The 24,910-nt window shown below is 62.8% G+C and carries 13 protein-coding genes and 1 pseudogene; 7 read left to right on the top strand and 7 right to left on the bottom strand.

The window, feature by feature from the left end:
* The first annotated feature begins 329 nt into the window (after positions 1–329).
* The 4 genes and pseudogenes from AC19YX_RS10785 to AC19YX_RS10770 all read left to right on the top strand — a co-directional run bounded on the left by AC19YX_RS10785 (position 330) and on the right by AC19YX_RS10770 (position 2,896).
* Positions 330–560 carry a hypothetical protein gene (locus AC19YX_RS10785; RefSeq protein WP_078469497.1) on the top strand — a complete coding sequence of 77 codons (231 nt, stop codon included), beginning with the start codon at positions 330–332 and terminating at the stop codon, positions 558–560.
* On the top strand, positions 557–859 hold the full coding sequence (locus AC19YX_RS10780) for a cell division protein ZapA (RefSeq protein ID WP_078469498.1): 303 nt from the start codon (positions 557–559) through the stop codon (positions 857–859). Before AC19YX_RS10785 ends, AC19YX_RS10780 begins: the two co-directional genes overlap by 4 nt.
* A gap of 99 nt (positions 860–958) precedes the next feature.
* A pseudogene (locus AC19YX_RS10775) lies at positions 959–2,029 on the top strand (HAMP domain-containing protein); the annotation flags it as partial.
* A 21-nt stretch (positions 2,030–2,050) separates the two neighbouring features.
* On the top strand, positions 2,051–2,896 hold the full coding sequence (locus AC19YX_RS10770) for a methyl-accepting chemotaxis protein (protein WP_500606377.1): 846 nt from the start codon (positions 2,051–2,053) through the stop codon (positions 2,894–2,896).
* A gap of 37 nt (positions 2,897–2,933) precedes the next feature.
* Here the strand turns inward: AC19YX_RS10770 and AC19YX_RS10765 are convergent, their stop codons facing one another.
* Both AC19YX_RS10765 and putA read right to left on the bottom strand, forming a co-directional pair.
* A complete protein-coding gene (locus tag AC19YX_RS10765; protein WP_421548891.1) occupies positions 2,934–4,736 on the bottom strand; it encodes an acyl-CoA dehydrogenase in 1,803 nt (600 codons plus the stop codon).
* A gap of 190 nt (positions 4,737–4,926) precedes the next feature.
* Positions 4,927–8,880: a trifunctional transcriptional regulator/proline dehydrogenase/L-glutamate gamma-semialdehyde dehydrogenase gene (gene putA / locus AC19YX_RS10760; protein ID WP_500606229.1), complete on the bottom strand. Its 3,954-nt coding sequence runs from the start codon at positions 8,878–8,880 to the stop codon at positions 4,927–4,929.
* Positions 8,881–9,339: 459 nt separating this feature from the next.
* Between putA and putP the strand changes: the two genes are divergently transcribed.
* Positions 9,340–10,824, top strand: a complete 1,485-nt coding sequence (gene putP / locus AC19YX_RS10755) for a sodium/proline symporter PutP (RefSeq protein ID WP_078469502.1) — start codon at positions 9,340–9,342, stop codon at positions 10,822–10,824.
* A 71-nt stretch (positions 10,825–10,895) separates the two neighbouring features.
* On the opposite strand, the gene AC19YX_RS10750 is transcribed toward putP, so the two are convergent.
* Positions 10,896–12,167: an O-acetylhomoserine aminocarboxypropyltransferase/cysteine synthase family protein gene (locus tag AC19YX_RS10750; RefSeq protein ID WP_078469503.1), complete on the bottom strand. Its 1,272-nt coding sequence runs from the start codon at positions 12,165–12,167 to the stop codon at positions 10,896–10,898.
* Positions 12,168–12,365: 198 nt separating this feature from the next.
* On the opposite strand from AC19YX_RS10750, the gene AC19YX_RS10745 reads away from it, so the two are divergent.
* Positions 12,366–13,202, top strand: coding sequence for a 23S rRNA (adenine(2030)-N(6))-methyltransferase RlmJ (locus AC19YX_RS10745; RefSeq protein ID WP_078469504.1), 837 nt, complete (start codon positions 12,366–12,368; stop codon positions 13,200–13,202).
* 67 nt (positions 13,203–13,269) lie between these two features.
* Here the strand turns inward: AC19YX_RS10745 and msrA are convergent, their stop codons facing one another.
* The 4 genes from msrA to aceE form a co-directional block, all read right to left on the bottom strand.
* Entirely contained in the window at positions 13,270–13,917 is a 648-nt protein-coding gene (msrA, locus tag AC19YX_RS10740; RefSeq protein ID WP_020297308.1) for a peptide-methionine (S)-S-oxide reductase MsrA, read from the bottom strand.
* Positions 13,918–13,992: 75 nt separating this feature from the next.
* Positions 13,993–16,686 carry a sensor domain-containing phosphodiesterase gene (locus AC19YX_RS10735; protein WP_078469506.1) on the bottom strand — a complete coding sequence of 898 codons (2,694 nt, stop codon included), beginning with the start codon at positions 16,684–16,686 and terminating at the stop codon, positions 13,993–13,995.
* Between the two features lie 307 nt (positions 16,687–16,993).
* Entirely contained in the window at positions 16,994–18,928 is a 1,935-nt protein-coding gene (gene aceF / locus AC19YX_RS10730) for a dihydrolipoyllysine-residue acetyltransferase (protein WP_500606228.1), read from the bottom strand.
* 11 nt (positions 18,929–18,939) lie between these two features.
* On the bottom strand, positions 18,940–21,585 hold the full coding sequence (gene aceE / locus AC19YX_RS10725; RefSeq protein ID WP_078469508.1) for a pyruvate dehydrogenase (acetyl-transferring), homodimeric type: 2,646 nt from the start codon (positions 21,583–21,585) through the stop codon (positions 18,940–18,942).
* Between the two features lie 385 nt (positions 21,586–21,970).
* On the opposite strand from aceE, the gene glnE reads away from it, so the two are divergent.
* A complete protein-coding gene (gene glnE, locus AC19YX_RS10720) occupies positions 21,971–24,910 on the top strand; it encodes a bifunctional [glutamate--ammonia ligase]-adenylyl-L-tyrosine phosphorylase/[glutamate--ammonia-ligase] adenylyltransferase (RefSeq protein WP_500606227.1) in 2,940 nt (979 codons plus the stop codon).

The following is a 24,910-nucleotide window of genomic DNA, read 5'->3' as shown; positions in this document are numbered from 1 at the left end:
TCGCTCGCCACCCTCTGATGCGAGCTAAAACGGGTTCAACCGCTGCTGGCAAAAGAGTGCCAGGTGCACACCGGGTGGTTTTTCCCCTTGCGCGGGTGCCTGGCCGGCCCTTTCCCGAGGTTGGTACCAACGCCGACGACCCTTGGGATTTTCAGAAAAATCCGAGCAGGCGACGAGGCGTCAGGAACCACATGGGCCCGAGGCAGTCTTTAGGACTCATCTGTGAGGTCAGCAGCCAGGTTTATCAAGGCGTTGCGCCGGATAGCCCTGGCATCCGTGGTGACTTTTCTTTATCGTACGCGCCCTTTGAAAATGCTCGGAAAATCATAATGTTGGAAGCATCCCTAAGCCAATTGGAACAGCTGGTCAGCGACCTGGTGCAACAGAACCAGGAACTGCTCGGCACGAACGAAACCCTGAAGAGCGAACTGGCTCAGGCCAAGGATGAAAACGAAAGCCTGCAACTGAGCCTGATGGAGCAGGAAGAGAAACAAGGCGCGACCGCCGCCCGTATCCAGGCCCTGGTCGAGCGCGTCAGCGCTGGTCCCGTTAGCGCATGATGCACGGCGCCGAAGGGGTAAAAGTCGTCTCGATTCTCGGTGAAACCTATTCGATCAAGGCGCCGGCCGGGGAAGAGCAGACCCTGCTGGACGCTGCATTGATGTTGAAAGCCGCGTTGGCCGACACCAAGAAGAAATACCCATCGTTGATTGGCGACCGGTTGTTGGTGCTGGCAGCGATGAATCTGTGTTCGCAGCAGATCGAGATGCAAAAGCGCCACCAGCAGGAACTCAACCGTTACCAAGAGCAAGTCAGCGCCACGGTTGAAGTCATCGCCAAGACCATCAACCAGGGTTGAAGGGTTTGAGTACAACCAAAGAATAGATTGTCGATTGAGTTGTATACAATCGGCACGGCTGTTGCAGTGTTTCAGCCTCTTATTCTTTGGGGGTGCTCCATGCAGTTCTGGCGACGCAGTATTCAATGGCAACTGATCCTGGGCATGGGTACTGCCCTGCTGGTCAGTGTTCTGATCGTGGTTGGCCTCTACACCCTGGTGGTCAACCGCCTGGCCCAGAGCTATCTGCTGGAGCAGGCACTGCCGTCGAGCATCGAAGCGATGCGCAACGATATCGAACGGATTCTGGTACAGCCGCTGACGGCGGCGAAGGACATCGCCGGCAACACAATGGTGCGTGATTGGCTGGCGGGGGGCGAAAACGTCGCTCAATCGGACAGCTTCGTCAGCTACCTGGAAGGTATCCGCGCCGAGCACCAGGCCTTCACCGCCCTGATCGCGGGCACCGCCAGCCACCACTACTACAACGAAAAAGGCCTGGACCGGACCCTCAGCCGGTCCAATCCCGCCGACTCCTGGTTCTACTCCTTCATCGACGGCGATTCGCCGCGCCTGCTCAATATCGATAACGACACCAGCACCGGCGAGCTGGCGCTGTTCATCGACCTCAAGGTGCGCCAGGCCGGCAAGGTGGTGGGCGTGGCCGGGCTGGGCCTGAGCATGCGCGAGCTGTCGGAGCTGATTCACAACTTCAGTTTTGGCGAGCGCGGCAAGGTATTGCTGGTGCGAGACGATGGCCTGATCCAGGTCCACCCCGAGGCCCGATTCAGCGGCAAGCGCCAGCTGGCGCAGCAGATCGGCGACGACGCGGCCAAGGCGGTGATGGGCCATCAAGGCCTGTCCAGCAGCGCCTTCATCCGCGACGGCGAGGACTACCTGGCCTTCAGCCTGCCCCTGCGCGACCTGGGCTGGACCCTGGTGGCCGAAGTGCCCAGGGCGCAGATCTACGCCGAGGCTCGGCAGGCCCTGTGGCTGACCAGCGGCATCGGTTTGGCCGTGGCCCTGGCCTGCCTGTTATTGGTGGTGCTGCTGGCGCGTGGGCTGGTGCGCCCGATCCGCCAGGTAACAGCGGCGCTGGTAGCGATTGGTAGCGGTGGTGGCGATTTGACCCATCGCCTGGATGCCAGTCGTGCCGATGAGCTGGGTGATCTGGCCCGGGGCTTCAATCGTTTTCTGCAAAGCCAGCGCGACATGATCGGCGAAGTCCTGGCCACCAGCGAGCGCCTGCGTGCGGCCGTGGGCCAGGTGGCGCAGGTGGTGGACAACACCGCCGGGCGTTCCGGCCGCCAGCAGGAAATGACCGACATGGTGGCCACCGCCGTCCACGAAATGGGCCTGACGGTGCAGGACATCGCGCAGAACGCCGGCAACGCCGCGCTCGCCTCGCAGTCGGCACGGGACGAGGCGTTGCAGGCCCGTGACGTGGTGGGGGGATCGATCCGGCATATCCAGAGCCTGTCCGATGAGGTGGGGATTGCCGCCGAGGCGGTGAGCGAACTGGCGACCCAGGTGGCTTCCATCGATCAGGTGCTGGCGGTGATTCGCAGTATTTCCGAACAGACCAACCTGTTGGCCTTGAACGCCGCCATCGAAGCGGCGCGGGCCGGTGACATGGGCCGTGGTTTCGCGGTGGTGGCCGATGAAGTGCGAACCCTGGCGCAGCGGACCCAAGCCTCCACTGATGAGATCCAGCACATGATCCAGCGCCTCAAGCAGGGCGCGGAGAACGCTGTGTCTTCCATGCATTCCGGGCAGGCGGCCACCGGCACCGGGGTCGAGTCGAGCCAGCGCACCGGGGCTTCCCTGACCGCGATTACCGGCCAGGTCGAGCGCATCAGCGACATGAACCATCAGGTGGCGACGGCCACCGAGGAGCAGTCGGCGGTGACCGAGGAAATCAATCGCAATGTCCAGGGCATCTCCGACCTGGCGCGGGCCACGGCCAGTGAAGTGCAGGCCTGCCGCGAGGACTGCCAGACCCTGCAGCGCCTGGCGGATGACCTGGCGCGGCAGGTGGGCGGGTTCAAACTGGGTTGATCGAGTGCGTCAGGCCCCGCGCCTCAGAACCCGTGCCTCAGAACCAGGCGTCCTGCATGGTCAGGCAGGTGTCGTCCCGGGCTTCGAGCAGGGCCAGTTCATGATGGCAACTCGGTACTTCCCAGGTCAGGAAGTACCGCGCCGCCTGTAATTTGCCCTGGTAGAAATCGCTGTCCGCCGGGTTGCCCCTGGCCAGCCCTTGTTCAGCGTGGATCGCCTGTTCCAGCCAGCGCCAGCCAATCACCGTGTGGCCGAAAGCTTTGAGGTACAGCGCCGAGTTGGCCAGGCTGCTGTTGACCCGGCCCTGGGCCAGGTCGCCGAGCAGGCCCAGGGTCACGCTTTGCAGGCGTGCCACCAGTTGCTCCAGGGGCTGGCGCAGGCGTGTGAGTGATTCATGGGCCTGGGCCCGTTCTGTGGTCTGGGCGATCAGGCGGATCAGTTGCTTCAGGCCGGCGCCGCCGTTCTGCGCCAGCTTGCGCCCCAGCAGGTCGAGGGACTGGATGCCGTGGGTGCCTTCGTGGATCGGGTTCAGGCGATTGTCGCGGTAGTACTGCTCCACCGGGTATTCGCGGGTGTAGCCGTGGCCGCCGAGGATCTGGATCGCCAGCTCATTGGCCTTGAGGCAAAACTCCGAGGGCCAGGATTTGACGATCGGGGTCAGCAGGTCCAGCAGTTCGTGGGCCTGCCTGCGCTCGGCCTCGCTGCCCAGGGTGGTGGTGTCATCGAACAGCCGCGCGGCGTACAGGCCAAGGTCGAACGCGCCTTCCACATAGGCCTTCTGGGTCAGCAGCATGCGCTTGACGTCGGCGTGCTGGATGATCGACACCGGTGCGGTGTTCGGGTCCTTGCTGTCCGGCAGGCGGCCCTGTGGCCGTTCGCGGGCGTACTCCAGGGAGTACAGGTAACCGGCATAGCCGAGCATCACCGCGCCCATGCCGACGCCGATCCGTGCCTCGTTCATCATCTGGAACATATAGCTCAGGCCCTGGTGCGGCTTGCCCACCAGGTAGCCGACGCAGGCGCCGTTGTCGCCGAAGTTCAGTGCGGTGGAGGTGGTGCCGCGCCAGCCCATCTTGTGGAACAGCCCGGCCAGCAGCACGTCGTTGCGCGGACCGAGGCTGCCGTCATCGTTGACCAGGAACTTGGGCACGATAAACAGCGAAATGCCCTTCACTCCGGCCGGTGCATCCGGCAGCTTGGCCAGGACCATGTGCACGATGTTTTCCGACAGCGGGTGATCGCCGCCGGAGATAAAGATCTTGTTGCCCTTGAGCCGGTAGCTGCCATCGGCCGCCGGTTCGGCGCGAGTGCGGATATCCGACAGCGAAGAGCCGGCGTGGGGTTCGGTGAGGGCCATGGTGCCGAAGAAACGACCGTCGATCATCGGTTGCAGGAAGCGTTGCTTCTGCTCCTCGGTGCCGAAGCTCTCGATCAGGTTGGCCGCACCCATGGTCAGGAACGGATAAGAAGTCGAGGCCGCGTTGGCCGCCTGGAAATGCGCAAAGCAGGCCTGGGACAGCAAGGTTGGCAACTGCATGCCGCCAGCCTCGAAACTGCGGGCAGCATTGAGAAAGCCGGCCTCGAGGAAGGCATCGACGGCGGGTTTGACGTCGGGAATCAGAATCGCGGCGCCGTTCTCATAGCGCGGTTCGTTCTCGTCACCCTTGCGGTTGTGCGGGGCGAAGAACTTCTCGGCAATGCTGCGGGCGGTGCCGATGGCGGCATCGAACGTTTCGCGATTGTGTTCGGCAAACCGCTCGCGCTGGGTCAGGCCCTCGGCATCGAGGACTTCATACAGCTCGAAAGCCAGATTGCGGGAACTGAGCAGCGTCTCGGACATGGCGGCCTACCTGTAGAAAAGTATGCCGCGAGTGTAGGAAGGCTTATAAAAAGGGGGAAGGAAGATAGATGGGGGTGATGGGGCGGCACAAGCAGCAAGTAACAGCGACAAGTTGCAAGCTTCTAGCGGCAAGAAAAAAGCAGCCCGAACTGGACTGCTTTTCCTTGCCGCTAGAGGCTTGCCGCTGCTCTTACCCGATGGTCATGAGGCTGGCGTTACCGCCCGCCGCAGCAGTGTTGACGCTCAGTGCGCGCTCGATCACCAGGCGTTCCAGGGCCACCCCGGTTTCGCCCTGGGACAGGCCGTGCACGCCGACGATGTCACCGGCACGCTTGGCCACTTGCTCGCACACCGCACGCAACTGGTCGGAGTCGCCATGATGCAGCACGGCATCGATCGCCACCTCGTCCTTGGTCCAGTCGGCGACGCGCTGGATGCGGGCCTGGACGTCCTTCGGCAGGCGCGCATACAGCGCCTTGCCCGGTTCACCTTCCGGCCATACCGCGCTGCCGCCTACGGCCAGTACCGCGGCCAGTTGCGTCAGCAGGTCGCCTTCGTCCTGGGCCAGGCACAGCACGTGTTCGCGGGGCAGGATCGCGTAGCTGTTGCGCTCACCGGTCGGGCCGGCCAGGGTCCGGGTGACGCCACTTTGCGATTGCGCCGCAAACTGCACGCAGAGCGCGCCCAGTTCCGCCAACTTATTGCTTTCGGCCCAGGCTTGCAGGGCGCCCAGCGGTTTGCTCATGGCGTCGCGCAGGCGCACATCCGGTGCATTCAGGGCGTCGCCACGAGCGAACGACTGCTCGATGGCGTCCACTGGGCGGGTCGACAGCAGGCGGTACAGGTACAGCGGGCCACCGGCTTTCGGGCCAGTGCCCGACAGGCCTTCGCCGCCGAACGGTTGCACACCGACCACGGCGCCAACGATGTTGCGGTTGACGTAGACGTTACCGGCATGGACGTTGTCGATCACCTTGGCGATGGTTTCGTCGATGCGGGTGTGCACGCCCAGGGTCAGGCCGTAGCCCGAGGCGTTGATCTGGGCGATCAACTGGTCGATCTCTTTGCGCTTGTAGCGCACCACGTGCAGCACCGGACCGAAGATCTCCCGTTGCAGCTCGTCGAAGCTTTCCAGTTCGATCAGGGTCGGCATGACGAAGGTGCCGCGCTTGATTTCTTCGCCGTCGGCAATCGCCACCTGGTACACGTTGCGACCTTTGTCGCGCATGGCCTGGATATGTTTCTCGATGCCGGCCTTGGCTTCGGCGTCGATCACCGGGCCGATGTCCACCGACAGGCGCTCCGGGTTGCCCAGACGGCATTCAGCCATGGCGCCCTTGAGCATTTCGATCACGCGGTCTGCCGAATCTTCCTGCAGGCACAGTACGCGCAGGGCCGAGCAACGCTGGCCGGCGCTGTCGAAGGCCGAGGACACCACGTCGATGACCACTTGTTCGGTCAGCGCCGAGGAGTCGACGATCATCGCGTTCTGGCCGCCGGTTTCGGCGATCAGCGGAATCGGCCGGCCCTGGTTGTCCAGGCGCCCGGCGACGTTGCGTTGCAGCAGCCGCGCCACTTCGGTGGAGCCAGTGAACATCACGCCTTTGACCCGATCATCGCCAACCAGGCGGGCGCCGACGGTTTCGCCGCGGCCCGGCAGCAGTTGCAGCACGCCTTCGGGAATCCCGGCTTCGAGCAGAATGCGCACGGCTTGTGCCGCCACCAGCGGGGTTTGCTCGGCAGGCTTGGCCAGTACCGGGTTGCCGGCAGCCAGCGCTGCGGCGACCTGGCCACTGAAGATGGCCAGCGGGAAGTTCCACGGGCTGATGCAAACCACCGGGCCCAATGGGCGGTGGGCATCGTTGGTGAAGTCGTTGCGAGCCTGTACCGCGTAGTAGCGCAGGAAGTCCACGGCTTCACGCACTTCGGCGATGGCGTTGGCGAAGGTCTTGCCGGCTTCGCGGGCCAGCAGGCCCATCAGCGGCTGGATCTCGCCTTCCATCAGGTCGGCGGCGCGTTCCAGGATCGCGGCGCGTTCGGCGGGCGGGGTCGCCTGCCAGATCGGGCCGGCGTTGATCGCGCACTGGAGAGCATTGTCGACGTCTTCGACCGTGGCTTCCTGGACATGGCCGACCACGTCGCGCAGATCCGACGGGTTGAGCACGGGGGCAGGCGCTTCGGTGCTGGACGCGCAGCCCAGCATCGGCGCGGCTTTCCAGTTGTTGTGAGCAGTGGCCAGCAGGGCGCAGGACAGCGATGCCAGGCGGTGTTCGTTGGCCAGGTCGATGCCCGCCGAGTTGGCGCGCTCGCTGCCGTACAGATCACGCGGCAATGGAATACGCGGGTGCGGCAGGCCGAAGCCGCCTTCCAGCGTCGCCATTTGCTCGATGCTGGCCACTGGATCGGCCACCAGCTCCTGGATCGAAATCGACTGGTCGGCAATTCGGTTGACGAACGAGGTGTTGGCGCCGTTTTCCAGCAGGCGACGGACCAGGTAGGCCAGCAGGGTTTCATGGGTGCCCACCGGTGCGTACACGCGGCACGGTCGGTTCAACTTGCCTTCGGCAACCTTGCCCACCACTTGCTCGTACAGGGGTTCGCCCATGCCGTGCAGGCACTGGAACTCGTACTGGCCCGGGTAATAGTTCTGCCCGGCGATGTGGTAGATGGCCGACAGGGTGTGGGCGTTGTGGGTCGCGAACTGCGGGTAGATGACTTCCGGCACCGACAGCAGCTTGCGTGCGCAGGCGATATAGGAAACGTCGGTGTAGACCTTGCGGGTGTAGACCGGGTAGCCCTCCAGGCCTTCGACCTGGGCGCGCTTGATTTCGCTGTCCCAGTACGCGCCTTTTACCAGGCGGATCATCAGGCGATGGCGGCTGCGGCGCGCGAGGTCGATCACGTAGTCGATCACGTACGGGCAGCGTTTCTGATAGGCCTGGATCACAAAGCCGATACCGTTCCAGCCGGTCAGCTGCGGCTCGAAGCACAGGCGCTCCAGCAGGTCCAGGGACAGCTCCAGGCGGTCGGCTTCTTCGGCGTCGATGTTCAGGCCGATGTCGTATTGCTTGGCCAAGAGGGTCAGCGACAGCAGACGCGGGTACAGCTCGTCCATCACGCGCTCGTACTGGGCGCGGCTGTAACGCGGGTGCAGGGCCGAGAGCTTGATCGAGATGCCCGGGCCTTCATAAATGCCGCGACCGTGGGAAGCCTTGCCGATCGAGTGGATGGCCTGCTCATAGGAGGCGAGGTACTTCTGTGCATCGTGTTCGGTGAGTGCCGCTTCACCGAGCATGTCGTAGGAGTAGCGGAAGCCCTTGGCTTCGAACTTGCTGGCGTTGGCCAGGGCTTCGGCGATGGTTTCGCCGGTGACGAACTGTTCGCCCATCAGGCGCATGGCCATGTCGACGCCCTTGCGGATCATCGGCTCGCCGCTCTTGCCGATGATGCGGCTCAGGGACGATGTCAGGCCGGCTTCGTTGTGGGTGGCCACCAGTTTGCCGGTCAGCAGCAGGCCCCAGGTGGCCGCGTTGACGAACAGCGACGGGCTGTTGCCCAGGTGCGGCTGCCAGTTGCCGGTGCTGATCTTGTCGCGGATCAGCGCGTCACGAGTGCCCTTGTCGGGAATGCGCAGCAGCGCTTCGGCCAGGCACATCAGGGCCACGCCCTCCTGGGACGACAGGGAGAACTCCTGCAGCAGGCCCTGAACGATACCGGCACGGCCGCCGGCGCTCTTCTGGTTGCGCAGTTTTTCCGCAATCGACGACGCCAGCTTGTTGGTGGCTTCGGCCATGGCCGCCGGCAGGCGGGCCTGCTCGATCAGCATCGGCACCACTTCCGGTTCCGGACGGCGGTAGGCGGCGGTGATCGATGCACGCAGCACCGACTGCGGGAGGATGCTTTCGGCGAACTCGAGGAAGCACTGGTGCGCGTGGTCGAGTTGCACCTCGCCGGCTTCGTCGCCGTCGGTGCGGATCGAACCGCTGAGCTCAGTCAGGGTTGCACCACCCTCGAGTTTTTCCAGGTAATTGAAAATTGCCTGCTTGATCAGCCAGTGCGGTGTGCGATCAATCGAGGTCGCGGCCGCCTTCAGGCGCTCGCGGGTCGGGTCATCGAGTTTGACCCCAAGGGTGGTGGTAGCCATATTTTTATCCTCATGTTTGCCACGACTGCGTGGCATCAGCTGGGCGCAAGATTAGCCGGGCGCCGAAAGAGGTGCAACCGGGTGCAACCCTTTTTTTGTCGGACAAATACGCAGCTCATCAGGAAAAAAATTCCAGTTGCTTGGGTGTGATCGCAGTTGGTGCTTTTCATTCTGAAAATCAGGCTTTTTGCTCCAAAAGGGAGCAAGAAATGGGTTATTACGGATTAAAACGACTAGGTGCAACTAATTCTCAAGAAACTGGTTGCACCCTATTTGGGTTGTTGAATAGGATTCGCGCCCAAGGTGCAACCGTCTCACGAGGGCGGTTCACCGGCTGATGGCTTTCCTGGGGAAACATCGGTCATAAATGCGCGGAACACCCCATCGTCTGTCAGACGTACACGTTTGGCGGTGAAGAATGACCGCAGCACCATAAAAACAAAGCCAGGGCGTAACTCAATGAGTGCAAGCAATCCAACCTTGATCACCTTCGTGATCTACATCGCAGCAATGGTGCTGATCGGCTTCATGGCCTATCGCTCTACCAATAACCTTTCCGACTACATTCTGGGCGGCCGCAGCCTGGGCAGCGTGGTAACCGCGCTTTCCGCCGGTGCCTCGGACATGAGCGGCTGGTTGTTGATGGGCTTGCCAGGTGCCATCTATATGTCGGGCCTGTCGGAAAGCTGGATCGCCATCGGCCTGATCATCGGCGCCTACCTGAACTGGCTGTTCGTGGCCGGTCGCCTGCGGGTGCAGACCGAGCACAACGGCGATGCCTTGACCCTGCCGGATTATTTCTCCAGCCGTTTCGAGGATAAAAGCGGTCTGCTGCGGATCATTTCCGCGGTCGTGATCCTGGTGTTCTTCACCATCTACTGCGCTTCGGGCATCGTGGCCGGCGCCCGTCTGTTCGAAAGCACCTTCGGCATGTCCTACGAGACCGCGCTGTGGGCCGGCGCTGCCGCGACCATCGCCTACACCTTCGTCGGCGGTTTCCTGGCGGTGAGCTGGACCGACACCGTACAAGCCACGCTGATGATCTTCGCCCTGTTGCTGACGCCGATCATCGTGCTGCTGGCCACCGGTGGCGTCGACACCACCTTCCTGGCCATCGAGGCCCAGGACCCAAGCAACTTCGACATGCTGAAAAACACCACCTTCGTCGGCGTGATCTCGCTGCTGGGCTGGGGCCTGGGTTACTTCGGCCAGCCGCACATCCTGGCGCGCTTCATGGCCGCGGATTCGGTGAAATCGATCGCCAAGGCCCGTCGCATCTCCATGACCTGGATGATCCTGTGCCTGGGCGGCACTGTGGCGGTGGGCTTCTTCGGCATCGCCTACTTCTCGGCGCACCCGGAAGTGGCCGGCCCTGTGACCGAGAACCACGAGCGTGTGTTCATCGAGCTGGCCAAGCTGCTGTTCAATCCGTGGATTGCCGGTGTCCTGCTGTCGGCCATCCTGGCGGCGGTCATGAGCACCCTGAGTTGCCAGTTGCTGGTGTGCTCCAGTGCCTTGACCGAAGACTTCTACAAGGCTTTCCTGCGTAAAAACGCTTCCCAGGTCGAGCTGGTGTGGGTCGGTCGGGCCATGGTGCTGCTGGTGGCCCTGGTTGCCATCCTCATGGCCGCCAACCCGGAAAACCGCGTACTGGGCCTGGTCAGCTACGCCTGGGCCGGCTTCGGCGCTGCCTTCGGTCCTGTGGTGCTGATCTCGGTGCTGTGGAAAGGCATGACCCGTGACGGCGCGTTGGCGGGGATCATTGTCGGTGCGGCCACTGTGATTCTGTGGAAACACTTCGACACCATGGGCCTGTACGAAATCATCCCGGGCTTTATCTTCGCCAGCCTGGCGATCCTCCTGGTCAGCAGCAAAGGCCGCCCTACGGCGGGCATGCTGCAACGCTTTGACGCTGCGGAAAAAGACTTCAAGCTCAATCGCTGACGGCCACGAGCCAAGGCTCGTTGCCCTCGGATAAGAAACGGCCCGCCACCTTCTGGTTGCGGGCCGTTTTTTTAGGCCAGGCTCAGGGCCTGGTCGAGGTCGGCAAGGATGTCTTCGATGGCTTCGATGCCCACCGAGAGGCGGATCATTTCCGGTTTGACCCCGGCTTTGGCCTGCTCCTGCTCATTCATCTGGCGATGGGTGGTGGAGGCCGGGTGACAGGCCAGGGACTTGGCGTCGCCGATGTTCACCAGGCGCTTGAAGATCTGCAGCGCGTCGTAGAAACGCACGCCGGCTTCATAGCCGCCCTTGAGGCCGAACGAGAGAATCGCCGACGGTTTGCCCTTCATGTATTTCTGCGCCAACTCGTGGTGCGGGTGGTCAGGCAGCCCGGCGTAGCTGACCCAGGCCACCTGGGCATGCTGCTGCAGGAACTGCGCGACCTTGAGCGCGTTCTCGGTGTGGCGTTCCATGCGCAGGGCCAGGGTCTCCAGGCCTTGCAGCAGCAGGAACGCGTTCATCGGCGCCAGGGCTGCGCCGGTGTTGCGCAGTGGCACGGTACGAGCGCGGGCGATAAAGGCCGCCGGGCCGAACTTCTCGGTGTAGACCACACCGTGGTAGGCCGGCTCCGGGGTGTTGAGGCTGGCGAATTTTTGCGGGTGGTCGGCCCACGGGAAGGTGCCGCTGTCGACAATCACCCCACCCAGGGAGTTGCCGTGGCCGCCCACGTACTTGGTCACCGAGTGCACCACGATATCGGCGCCGAACTGGATCGGCTTGCACAGGATCGGCGTGGCCACGGTGTTGTCCACCATCAGCGGCACGCCACGGGCGTGAGCGGCCTGGGCCAGGCCTTCGAGGTCGACGATGTTGCCGGCCGGGTTGCCGATGCTTTCGCAGTACACCAGCTTGGTCTTGTCGTCGATCAGCTCGGCAATCGCCTCGGCCGAATCATCCCGGGCAAACCGCACCTCGACGCCGAAGCTGGGCAGCAGGTGGGCGAACAGGGTGTAGGTGCCGCCGTACAGCTGCGGGGTGGAGACAATATTGTCACCGGCCTGGGTCAGGGTCTGGATCGCGTAGTGGATCGCCGCACTGCCCGCGGCCACTGCCAACCCGGCAATCCCGCCTTCCAGGGCTGCCATGCGCTGCTCCAGCACATCGTTGGTGGGGTTCATGATGCGGGTGTAGATATTGCCCGGCACATCGAGATTGAACAGGTCCGCGCCATGCTGCGCGTTATCGAACTCGAAGGCGACGTTCTGGTAGATCGGCACGGCCACGGCCTTGGTCGTCGGGTCTGATTTGAATCCATGGTGCAGCGCAATCGTTGCGTCTTTCATAAGTGGCTCGACCTCCTTGGCTTGCATTGGTTTTTTTGTAGGGCCTGAATGTAATGCCTTCGCAGCGCACAGGTCGAACTGGCATTAGAATTTTTTCTCACGCCGGCCCCGGTTTGCGGCATAAGCCAGGGGCTGCGCGGCGTGACCTGACGACGGCGCGTGTACAAGGTAAACTTCGCCCCCTGCGCAGGAGCAACCATGAACTATCGTCACGCCTTCCACGCCGGCAACCACGCCGACGTCTTCAAACACCTGACCCTGACCCGCCTCATCGCCCTGATGTCGCGCAAGGAGCAGCCATTCGCTTACCTCGACAGCCACGCCGGCATTGGTCTGTATGACCTTCAGGGCGACCAGGCGTCGCGCACCGGCGAGTACCTGGAGGGCATTGCCCGGTTGTGGGGCGAGCAGGATCTGCCGCCGCTGACCGCCGATTACATGGACCTGCTGCGCAAGATGAACCCGGATGGCCAATTGCGCTATTACCCGGGCTCGCCGGAGCTGGCGCGGCGCCTGACCCGTCCCCAGGACCGGGTGCTGCTCAACGAGAAACACCCCGAAGACGGGCAGTTGCTCAAGGACAACATGAAAGGTGATCGCCGGGTGGCGGTGCACCTGGGCGAAGGCTGGCACGTGGCGCGGGCCCTGCTGCCGGTGGCCGAGAAGCGCGCGTTGATGCTGATCGATCCGCCCTTCGAGCAATTGGACGAAATGCAGCGGTGCGCGGCGTCGCTCAAGGAAGCCATCGGCCGCATGCGCCAGACCGTGGCGGCCATCTGGTACCCGGTCAAGGATCAGCGCATGTTGCGCCGCTTCTACCAGGACCTGGCCGGCACCGGAGCCCCCAAGCTGTTGCGCGTGGAGTTGCTGGTGCACCCGCTGGACACCCCCAACAGCCTCAACGGTTCCGGCCTGGCCATCGCCAACCCGCCGTGGGGCCTGGAGGAAGAGCTGCGGGAACTGCTGCCGTGGCTGTCGAAAAAGCTCGGCCAGACCCAGGGCGGCTGGCAGATGGACTGGCTGATAGAGGAGTAACAGCGGCAAGCGGCAAGCCAGGACTGAGCCGCTTGTCGCTGCTCTTAACTTGCCGCTTGTGGCTGCTCTAAATGGGGCAAGTGACCCCGGTCCCACCGATGCCGCAGTAGCCGGCGGGATTTTTCGCCAGGTATTGCTGGTGGTAGGCCTCGGCAAAGTAGACGGTCGGGGCTTCTTCGATTTCAGTGGTGATGGTGCCCAGGCCGGCCTTGGTCAGTTCTTCCTGATAGGCCTGTGCACTGGCTTTTGCCGCCGCCAACTGCTCTGGCGTGGTGGCATAGATCACCGAGCGATACTGGCTGCCGATGTCATTGCCCTGGCGCATGCCCTGGGTCGGGTTGTGCAGTTCCCAGAACATTTTCAGCAGGTCTTCGTAGCGGGTCTTGGCCTGGTCGTAGACCACCAGCACCACTTCGCTGTGGCCGGTCAGGCCCGAGCAGACTTCTTCATAGGTCGGATTGGGCGTCAGGCCGCCGGCATAGCCGACCACCGTGCTGACCACGCCGTCGTGCTGCCAGAAGCGGCGTTCCGCGCCCCAGAAACAACCCAGGCCAAAGATCGCGAAGCCCACATCGTCGAGGAATGGGCCCAGCAGCGGGTTGCCATTGACGAAATGGGTTTCGGGCAGGTTCATCGGGGTTTCGCGGCCAGGTAGAGCTTGTTCTTTAGTCGGTAGCACGTTTTTGTTCACCAGGATTTCCGAGCGCAGAACCATGATTCAGTCCTCTCAGTCAGGTTGGGGAGTCAGTTACAGAATAGACACGCAGTTTGCCCGAGTGTTACAGCGCTGTCAGGCGATTGGGCCGCGCGGGTAGCGTTTGAGCTTGTCGATCAGCTCGGAGCCGGGGATCGGGCGGTCGAACAGGTAGCCCTGGCCGACGTCGCAACGGTGGCGGCGCAGGAAGGCCAGTTGCTCGGCAGTCTCGATGCCTTCGGCCACCACCTTGAGTTTCAGGTTGTGGGCCATGGCGATCACCGCTGAAGTGATCTCCATATCGTCCTGATTGTCGGGAATTTCGTGGATAAAGCTGCGATCGATCTTGATGATGTCGATCGGGAATTTCTTCAGGTAGCTCAGGGACGAATAGCCGGTGCCGAAGTCGTCCATGGCCAGGGTCAGGCCGAGCTTTTTCAACTGATCCAGTTGCTGGTGGGTGTCTTCCGTTGCTTCCAGCAGCAAGCCTTCCGTCAGTTCCAGCTCCAGCAGCGAGGAGGGTAGCTGCTCCTCCTTGAGGATGCTGGCGATCGAGGCCACCAGGTCCGGGTCGGAAAACTGCTTGGGTGACAGGTTGATCGCCACCTGCAGGTTGCCCAGGCCCGCTGCGGTCAGTTGCTTGCTCATGCGGCAGGCCTGGCGCGCGATCCACTTGCCGATGGGGATGATCAGGCCGGTCTCTTCAGCCACGCTGATGAACTGGTCCGGGCGGATCATGCCCTTTTCCGGGTGGTTCCAGCGCAGCAGGGCTTCCATCCCCAGCAACCGGCCGCTGCGCAGGCAGAGCTTGGGTTGGTAGAACACGTCGAGTTCGTTCTGGGTCAGGGCGCGGCGCAGGTTGTTTTCCACGAACAGCTTGTAGCTGGCCTCGGCGTTCAGTGCTTCGGTGAATACCTGCACCTGGTGCTTGCCGTTGGCCTTGGCCTTGTGCAGAGCCAGGCCCGCGTTGCGCATCAGGGTTTGCGGGTCGCGCCCGTGCAGCGGCGCGCAGGCCAGGCCCACGGAACCGGTGACGCTGATCAGCTGGTTGTCGACGAACATCGGCTTGTCCAGGGTCGTCAGCAACTGGCTGGCAATCAGCTGGCCGGCCTCCAGGCTGGTGTCATCCAGCAGCACCGCGAACTCGTTGCTGGCGAAGCGCGCCAGGCTGCCGCTCGGGCTCAGGCTGTTGCGCAGGCGGCGGGCCAGGCTGATCAGCAATTTGTCGCCGGTCTGGTGGCCGAGGCTGTCGTTGATCCGCTTGAAGTTGTCGATGTCCACCAGCAGCAGGCTGATGGGGGTGTTGCTGTCGCGGGCGAAACGTTCGTCAAGGTTGCGGATAAAGGCAGGACGGTTGCCCAGGTTGGTCAGGTTGTCGGTGTAGGCCAGGCGCTCGATGCGCTGCTGGGCCAGCTTGGCCTGGGTGATGTCTTCATAGATGCCGATGTAGTGCGTCAGCTCGCGGTTGTCGCCATAGACCTTGGAGATCGACAACTGGCCCCAGTAGGGCTCCAGGTTCTTGCGGCGGCTCTTGAACTCGCCTTGCCAGCTGTTGCTCTGGGCCAGGCTGGACGGCGCGTCGAACAGCAGCTCGCTGAGGTTTTCCAGGGCCGGCAGTTCCGACAGCCGATGACCGTGGACTTCCTCGGTGCTGTACTGGGTGATCGCAGTGAAACTGGGGTTGACGTACTCCACCACGCCATCGCAATTGACCAGCAAAAACGCGTTGGCGCTTTGCTCCACGGCACGCTGGAACAGGTGCAGGGCGCTGGTGGCGGTGCGGCGGTTGTGATTGTTGATGACCTGGGCGAACTGATCGGCCAGCTCGCCGGCAAAGGCGATCTCGTCGGACTGCCAGGCCCGGGTCACGCCGGTCTGTTCCAGGCACAGCACGCCGACCACCTGGCCGTCGATGCGGATGCTCGCGTCGAGCATCGCATTCACGTCGCGGGGCCTAAGGCTTTCTGCCATCTCTCGGGTGCGCGGATCGCGCATGGCGTTGTGCGCATCGATGGCGCGGCAGCTGTGCAGGGCCTCCAGGTAATCCGGAAAACCACTGGCGTCGATGACCTCGGGGATCCGGTATTCCTGAGTTGCGCGGGTGTACGCGGCGATCGGCTTCAACAGCTGGTCTTCGAGGTTCCAGATGCTCGCGCAGTCGATCTCGTAGATGTCGCAGGCGCAGCGGGTGATCAGCTCGGCGGCTTCCTTCAACGAGTTGCCGGAGCTGTAGCGCTGGCGCGTCAGGAGCAGGATCAGGTCCTGCTGGGCGCGTACCCGGTCCAGGTGCTGCAGCTGTTCCTGCTGGGCGCGCTGGTTGAGTTCCAGGGCGATCTGCAGGCGGCTGTTCTGGGTCTCCAGGTCCTGGGTGGGCAGTGTGGGGGCGTCGCTGAACAGGCCGTCGACCACCAGCAGGTAGCCGCGCAACAGGTGGCGATTGTGCTGTTTGTAGGCTTCGCCCAGCTCCAGCAGGCTCAACGGGCCTTCGGCTGTATGCAGGGTGTAGCGCACCAGATAGTGCGGGCTGTGGGTCAGTTGCTGCTGGATGGCGTCATGCAACTGATAGCGCGCTTCAGGCTCCATCAGGCTGGCGTAAGGGGCGCCGACCAGAGCACATAGCTCGACCGCCGGCAGGCCGAATTGGCGTTCGCAATTGGGGTCGAGAAACAGCAGCGCCCAGCTAGCTTCGTTCAGCCGTTCGAAACGCAGCATGCCGAGCCTGGAAGGCACGGGCAACTGCGTCACTACCTCGGCCACCATACGGCTGGCGGCATCGGGTTGGCTTTTCATTGAGGAACTCGCTTCGAAAATGCTGATCGCGCTGGGCTCGCGCCCTCTTCACTGTTGTCTGCGGCAAGGTTGCATCATGCGGCACTTACTGACAAGAGAGATGAAGGCTAAGTGCTATAAGAATCTATCGGCAGCGCTCAGGATTTCTGCACACTTATCGCGTGCCGTTTGGCGCCGGGCTCTGGCCTGGCTGCTGCGCCGATGTGCAGGCAAAAAAAGCCCCGCCAAATTGGCGGGGTTGAGGTACGAGCGTGGCGCTCGGAAAACAGTGCGTATCGGCTCTCCCGTGACAGGAGAGCCGATTGGCTTACAGCAGGATGGTGCGGATGTCGGCCAGCAGGTCGCTCAGGCGCTTGGTGAAGCGTGCCGCAGCGGCGCCGTTGATCACACGGTGATCGTAGGAGAGCGACAGGGGCAGCATCAGCTTCGGCTGGAAGGCTTTACCGTCCCAGACAGGCTGGATGGTGGCCTTGGAAACACCGAGGATCGCCACTTCCGGCGCGTTGACGATCGGCGTGAAGCCGGTGCCGCCAATGTGTCCGAGGCTGGAGATGGTGAAGCAGGCGCCCTGCATGTCGTCGGCCGAAAGTTTCTTGGTCCGGGCTTTTTCAGCCAGGGCCGCGGCTTCGGCAGCCAGTTGCAACAGGCTCTTCTGATCGACGTTCTTGATCACCGGTACCAGCAGGCCATCAGGGGTGTCGACCGCGAAGCCGATGTTGACGTACTTCTTGCGGATGATCGCCTTGCCGCTAGGGGCCAGCGAGCTGTTGAAGTCCGGCAGTTCCTTGAGCAGGTGTGCGCAGGACTTGAGCAGCAATGGCAGCACGGTCAGCTTGACGCCAGCCTTCTCGGCGACGGCTTTCTGGGCCACGCGGAACGCTTCCAGCTCGGTGATATCAGCCGAGTCGAATTGGGTCACGTGCGGTACGTTCAGCCAGCTGCGGTGCAGGTTGGCGGCGCCAGCCTGCATCAGGCGGGTCATCGGCACTTCTTCGATCTCGCCGAAGCGGCTGAAGTCCACGACCGGGATCGGCGGGATGCCAGCGCCACCGGTTGCGCCGGCAGCTGCCGGTGCTTCCTTGGCTTTCTGCAGCATGGCCTTGACGTAGACCTGCACGTCTTCTTTCAGCACACGGCCGTGTGGGCCGCTGGCGCTGACGCCGCTCAGGTCGACGCCGAATTCGCGAGCCAGTTGGCGAACCGCCGGACCTGCGTGAACCTTGGCGCCTGGCTTGGCCGGGGCCGCCGCGGGTGCGGCAGCAGGTGCCGGAGCCGCAGCGGCAGGTGCGCTTTCAGCCTTGGCCGCGGGAGCCGCAGCAGGGGCTGGAGCAGGAGCGGCTGCGGGAGCTGCGCCCTTGACCTTGAGCTTGAGGATCAGGTCGCCGGTGCCGACTTCGTCGTCCAGCTTGATCGAAACGCTTTCCACGACGCCGGCGGCAGGCGATGGAATTTCCATGCTCGCCTTGTCGGATTCGAGTGTGATCAGCGACTGGTCGGCGGTGACGGTGTCGCCAGCCTTGACCAGGACTTCGATGATCTTGGCCTTGCCCGACGAACCGATATCCGGGACGTGGATGTCCTGGACGGTGTCGGCTACCGGTGCTGAAGGCGCGGCCACAGGAGCGGCAGCGGCTGCCGGAGCAGGCGCTGCAGCCTGGGCTGGCGCGGCGGCGGCAGGGGCCGCAGCACCCGCCACTTTCAACGCCAGGATCAGGTCGCCAGTGCCGACTTCGTCGTTGAGCTTGACGCTGATGCTCTCGACCACGCCAGCGGCAGGCGATGGAATTTCCATGCTCGCCTTGTCGGATTCGAGGGTGATCAAGGATTGATCGGCCTCGACGGTGTCGCCGACCTTGACCTGGATCTCGATGATCTGGGCCTTGCCCGACGAGCCGATGTCCGGCACGTGGACTTGCTGCGTGGTGGCAGCAGCCGGCGCGGCGGCTGGAGCGGCGGCGGCAGGTGCGGCCGCCGGCGCAGGGGCAGCCGCAGGGGCCGCAGCAGCGGCACCTTCGACTTCCAGCTCGAGCAGTTCGTCGCCTTCTTTCAGGCGATCGCCCAGCTTCACTTTCAGGGCTTTGACGATACCGGCCTTGGGCGCAGGAATTTCCATGCTGGCCTTGTCCGACTCAAGCGTCAGGATGCTCTGGTCGGCTTCGACACGGTCGCCGACCTTCACAAATAGTTCGATTACTTCACCTTCACCGCTGCCGATGTCAGGTACGCGAATGAGTTCGCTCACAGAGTGTCTCCTCAGCAGTCCAGTGGGTTGCGTTTTTCCGGGTTGATCCCGAACTTGACGATAGCCTCGGCCACCACCTTGGGTTCGATATCACCACGGTCAGCCAAGGCTTCCAGGGCTGCCAACACCACGAAATGACGGTCTACTTCGAAGAAGTGACGCAGTTTCTTGCGGCTGTCGCTGCGGCCGAAACCGTCGGTGCCCAGGACTTTGAATTCCTTGGACGGGACCCACTGACGAATTTGTTCAGCGAACAGTTTCATGTAGTCGGTAGAGGCAATGACCGGACCTTTACGGCCGCTCAGGCACTCTTCGACGTAGCTCAGTTGCGGCTTCTGGCCCGGGTGCAGGCGGTTGCTGCGCTCGACGGCCAGGCCATCGCGACGCAGTTCGTTGAAGCTGGTAACGCTCCAGACGTCAGCGCCGATGTTGAACTCTTCACGCAGGATCTTCGCCGCTTCACGCACTTCGCGCAGGATGGTGCCGGAGCCCATCAGCTGGACGTGGTGCGCCGCTTCCTTGGTGTCTTCTTCGAGCAGGTACATGCCCTTGATGATGCCGTCCTCGACACCGGCCGGCATGGCTGGCTGCTGGTACGACTCGTTCATCACGGTGATGTAGTAGAAAACGTCCTGCTGCTCTTCGGTCATTTTCTTCATGCCGTCCTGGATGATCACCGCCAGCTCATAGCCGTAGGTTGGATCAAAGGTGCGGCAGTTCGGGATGGTGCCGGCCAGGATGTGGCTGTGGCCGTCTTCGTGTTGCAGGCCTTCGCCGTTCAGCGTGGTGCGGCCGGCGGTGCCGCCGATCAGGAAGCCACGGGTGCGGCTGTCGCCAGCGGCCCAGGCCAGGTCGCCGATACGCTGGAAGCCGAACATCGAGTAGAAGATGTAGAACGGCAGCATCGGCTGGTTGTGGCTGGAGTACGAAGTACCGGCAGCGATGAAGGAGCTCATGGCGCCCGCTTCGTTGATGCCTTCTTCGAGAATCTGGCCCTTCTTGTCTTCGCGGTAGAACATCACCTGGTCTTTATCGACTGGCTCGTAGAGCTGGCCGACGGACGAGTAGATGCCCAACTGGCGGAACATGCCTTCCATACCGAAGGTACGGGCTTCGTCCGGGATGATCGGAACGATGCGTGGGCCGATTTCCTTGTCCTTGACCAGCTGCGCGAGGATCCGCACGAAGGCCATGGTGGTGGAGATTTCACGGTCGCCCGAGCCGTCGAGGATGGCCTTGAGGGTGCTGAGGTCTGGCGTCGGGACGGCGAAGCTCTCGGCGCGGCGCTGTGGCACGAAACCGCCCAGGGCAGTGCGGCGCTCGCTGAGGTAGCGGGCTTCGGCGCTGTTTGGCTCTGGCTTGAAGAACGGCAGGTTCTCCAGCTCTTCGTCCTTGACCGGGATGTCGAAGCGGTCGCGGAACAACTTCAGGCTGTCGACATCGACTTTCTTGGTGTTGTGCGCGGTGTTTTTCGCTTCGCCGGCACCGGTGCCATAACCCTTGATGGTCTTGGCCAGGATGACGGTAGGTTGTTCTTTGTGGTTGACCGCTTCGTGGTAGGCCGCATAGACCTTGTACGGGTCGTGGCCGCCACGGTTGAGTTTCCAGATCTCGTCGTCGGACAAGTCGGCAACCATGGCCTTGAGTTCAGGCGTGTTGAAGAAGTGCTCGCGAACGAAGGCGCCGTCTTTGGCCTTGTAGTTCTGGTACTCGCCGTCGATGACTTCGTCCATGCGACGTTGCAGGATGCCGTCGACGTCCTTGGCCAGCAGTGGGTCCCAGAAACGGCCCCAGATGACTTTGGTCACGTTCCACTGGGCGCCACGGAATACGCCTTCGAGTTCCTGGATGATCTTGCCGTTGCCGCGAACCGGGCCGTCGAGGCGCTGCAGGTTGCAGTTGATGACGAAGATCAGGTTGTCCAGCTTCTCGCGGCCGGCCAGGGAGATGGCGCCCAGGGATTCCGGTTCGTCGCACTCGCCGTCGCCCAGGAAGCACCAGACTTTCTGCTTGCCTTCAGGGATGAAACCGCGGGCTTCCAGGTACTTCATGAATCGCGCCTGGTAGATCGCCTGGATTGGACCCAGACCCATGGATACGGTCGGGAACTGCCAGAAGTCAGGCATCAGCCAAGGGTGCGGGTAGGACGACAGGCCCTGACCGTCGACTTCCTGGCGGAAGTTGTTCATTTGTTCTTCAGAGATGCGGCCTTCCATGAACGCACGGGCGTAAACGCCTGGGGAGGTGTGGCCCTGGAAGTAGATCAGGTCGCCGCCGTGTTCGTCGGTCGGGGCCTGGAAGAAGTAGTTGAAACCGATGTCATACAGCGTCGCGCTGGAGGCGAAGCTGGAGATGTGACCGCCCAGGTCTGAATCCTTCAGGTTGGTGCGCATGACCATCGCCATCGCGTTCCAACGTACCAACGAGCGAATGCGGCGTTCCATGAACAGGTCGCCAGGCATGCGTGCTTCGTGGGTGACGGGAATCGTGTTGCGATAGGGCGTGGTGATGGCGTAGGGCAATTGCGAGCCGCTGCGGGTCGCGAGTTCGCCCATACGGGTCATCAGATAGTGAGCACGGTCTTCGCCTTCTTTGTCGAGAACCGATTCCAGGGCGTCCAGCCATTCCTGGGTTTCGACGGGATCGAGGTCTTGCATGGCTTGCTCCAGGGCGGAAAGGCTTCCAGAATCGGTTGCCTGAGTTTGCGACTGGCCTTGTGGGCAGACGATTATAAATTCTTGGATTGCCGGAGGGTTGATCCGGCGGCGTGTAGTTTTACTACAAATCGTCGGCCATTTCAGCCTTTCGAATGTATATACGAGTAGTAAAACTACAGAAGATTGGCTTGTGGCCTCCTGCTTCGTTGTGAGAAAAATCGTTACTGTTGGTCAGCGGCCAACATCCTTGGGTAGGAATTTGATGCTGGCTGCCAATAAAACAGAATTTTCAGCTATTTCTAACCTTTGTTCGACAGTCCATCACGACGCGTGTTTGCGGTATTTGCCACAGCCCCTCACTTTCCACGCCGATCAAGGATAGCCCATGAGCCTGCCCGTGCTTGCCCAAGTCCCCGCGATTCTCCTGCCATTAGTCACTCGTGCGCAGCAGTCGTTTCGTGACGCGGTGGCAGCCCTGGATGACGAACACGGGCTTGGAGCCTGGACCGAGCAACGCTGGGACGACTTTGCCCGGGTCGGCGCGGCCAGCGATTTTGTCATTGAGCAGAGTCTGCGTGACCCTTTGATGTTGCTGCAACTGGTGCAGTCCGGCGAGCTGGATCGCGGTTTTGCGCCGGGAGAGCTGTGCGCCCAGATTGCAGCCGCGGTGCAGCAGGCCGAAACCGAAGACGAGTTGGGTCGGGTGCTGCGCCGCCAGCGGACCCGGCACCAGGTCCGGATCATCTGGCGCGACCTGACGCGCCAGGCGGACCTGGTGCAAACCTGTCGTGACCTGTCCGACATGGCCGACGCCAGCATCGACCAGGCCTATCAATGGCTGTACCTGCGCCATTGCCAGCAGTTCGGCACCCCCACCGGTCGCCGCAGCGGCGAGCCGCAACAGATGGTGATCCTCGGCATGGGCAAGCTGGGGGCGGTGGAGCTGAACCTGTCTTCGGACATCGACCTGATCTTTGCCTACCCCGAGGGCGGCGAGACGGTGGGGGTCAAGCGTTCGCTGGATAACCAGGAATTCTTCATTCGCCTCGGTCAGCGCCTGATCAAGGCCCTGGACCCGATGACCGTCGACGGTTTTGTGTTCCGTGTCGACATGCGCCTGCGCCCTTATGGGTCGGCCGGCGCCCTGGTCCTGAGTTTCAATGCCCTTGAGCAGTACTACCAGGACCAGGGCCGGGACTGGGAGCGTTATGCCATGATCAAAGCGCGGGTGGTGGCTGGTGATCAAGTGGCCGGGGCCCAGTTGCTGGACCTGCTGCGGCCCTTTGTCTACCGGCGCTACCTGGATTTTTCGGCGATCGAAGCGCTGCGCACCATGAAGCAGTTGATCCAGCAGGAAGTGCGGCGCAAGGGCATGGCCGAGAACATCAAGCTGGGTTCTGGCGGCATTCGCGAGGTCGAGTTCATTGCCCAGGCGTTTCAACTGATCCATGGCGGGCGTGACCTCAGCTTGCAGCAGCGGCCTTTATTAAAGGTGCTGAGCACCCTGGAAGGTCAGGGTTACCTGCCGCCGGCAGTGATTGGTGAGTTGCGCGAAGGTTATGAGTTCCTGCGTTACACCGAGCACGCAATCCAGGCAATTGCCGACCGCCAGACCCAAATGCTGCCTGACAGCCCGCAGGACCAGGCGCGTATCGCCTTTATGCTGGGCTTTGCCGATTGGGCGGCGTTCCACGAGCAGTTGATGTACTGGCGCGGCCGGGTGGAGTGGCACTTCCGCCAGGTGATTGCCGATCCGGACGAGGAAGACGGTACCGAGAGCGAAGTGGTGGTCGGCGGCGAATGGCTGCCGCTGTGGGAGGAGGCCCAGGACGAGGAGGCAGCCTGCCGGCAGTTGCAGGAGGGCGGCTTCAACGATGCGCCCAAAGCCCTGAAAACCCTCGCCAGCCTGCGCAGCAGCCCGCAACTGCGGGCCATGCAACGCCTGGGGCGGGAGCGGCTCGACGCCTTTATCCCGCGCTTGCTCGCGCAGGCGGTGGAACATGCCAACCCTGATCTGGTGCTGGAGCGGGTGTTGCCGCTGGTGGAGGCGGTGGCGCGGCGTTCGGCCTACTTGGTACTGCTCACCGAAAACCCCGGGGCCCTGCGCCGTTTGCTGACCCTGTGCGCCGCCAGCCCGTGGATTGCCGAGCAGATCACCCGTTTTCCACTGTTGCTCGATGAATTGCTTAACGAGGGTCGGCTGTTCAAGCCGCCCCAGGCTCCGGAGCTGGCCGCCGAGCTGCGGGAGCGCCTGACCCGCATCCCCGAGGACGACCTTGAGCAGCAGATGGAAGCCTTGCGCCACTTTAAACTGGCCCACCGGCTGCGGGTCGCCGCCTCGGAAATCGCCGGCAGCCTGCCCTTGATGAAGGTCAGCGATTACCTGACCTGGCTGGCCGAGGCCATTCTCGAACAGGTTCTGGCCCTGGCCTGGCGCCAGACGGTGGCCAAATATGGCTCGCCCCAGCGCAGCGACGGCACCCTGTGCGACCCGGGATTTATCATTGTCGGCTACGGCAAGGTCGGTGGTATCGAGCTGGGGCACGGCTCCGACCTGGACCTGGTGTTTATCCATGACGGCGATCCCCAGGCCGAAACCGATGGCGCCAAGCCGATCGACGGTGCGCAATTCTTCACCCGGCTGGGCCAGCGGATCATTCATTTGCTGACCACTCAGACCAACTCCGGGCAGCTCTACGAAGTTGATATGCGCCTGCGTCCGTCCGGCGCTTCGGGGCTGTTGGTCAGCTCCCTGGGGGCCTTTGCGCGCTATCAGGAAAACGAAGCCTGGACCTGGGAACATCAGGCCCTGGTGCGGGCGCGGGTGCTGGTCGGCAGCCAGGATGTGGGCCGGGCCTTTGAAAAAGTCCGCGCCGCGGTGCTGGGCAAGGCCCGCGACCTGCCCAAGCTGCGCCAGGAGGTCAGCGAGATGCGGGCCAAGATGCGCGACAACCTGGGCAGCAAGCTGACCGCCGCCGGAACCGCGGCAAACGCCTTCGAAGCCACGGCGCCGTTCGATCTCAAGCAGGACGCCGGTGGTATCGTCGATATTGAATTTATGGTGCAATACGCGGCCCTGGCGTGGTCGCAAGAGCACCCGTCATTGCTGCGCTACACCGACAATATCCGCATTCTGGAAGGGTTGGAGGAGGTCGGGCTACTCCCCGCAGCCGATGCCAGCCTGCTGCGCGAGGTGTATAAGGCCTACCGTTCCGCCGCCCACCGCCAGGCCTTGCAGAACGAGGCCGGGGTGATTGCCGGTGATCAGTTCGCCAGCGAACGGCGCGAGGTTTTACGGATTTGGCGCGAGCTGGGGCTAAGCTAG

The sequence above is a fragment of the Pseudomonas sp. MF09150 genome (genome assembly GCF_059862355.1).
This window is presented reverse-complemented; position numbering and strand designations above follow the sequence as displayed.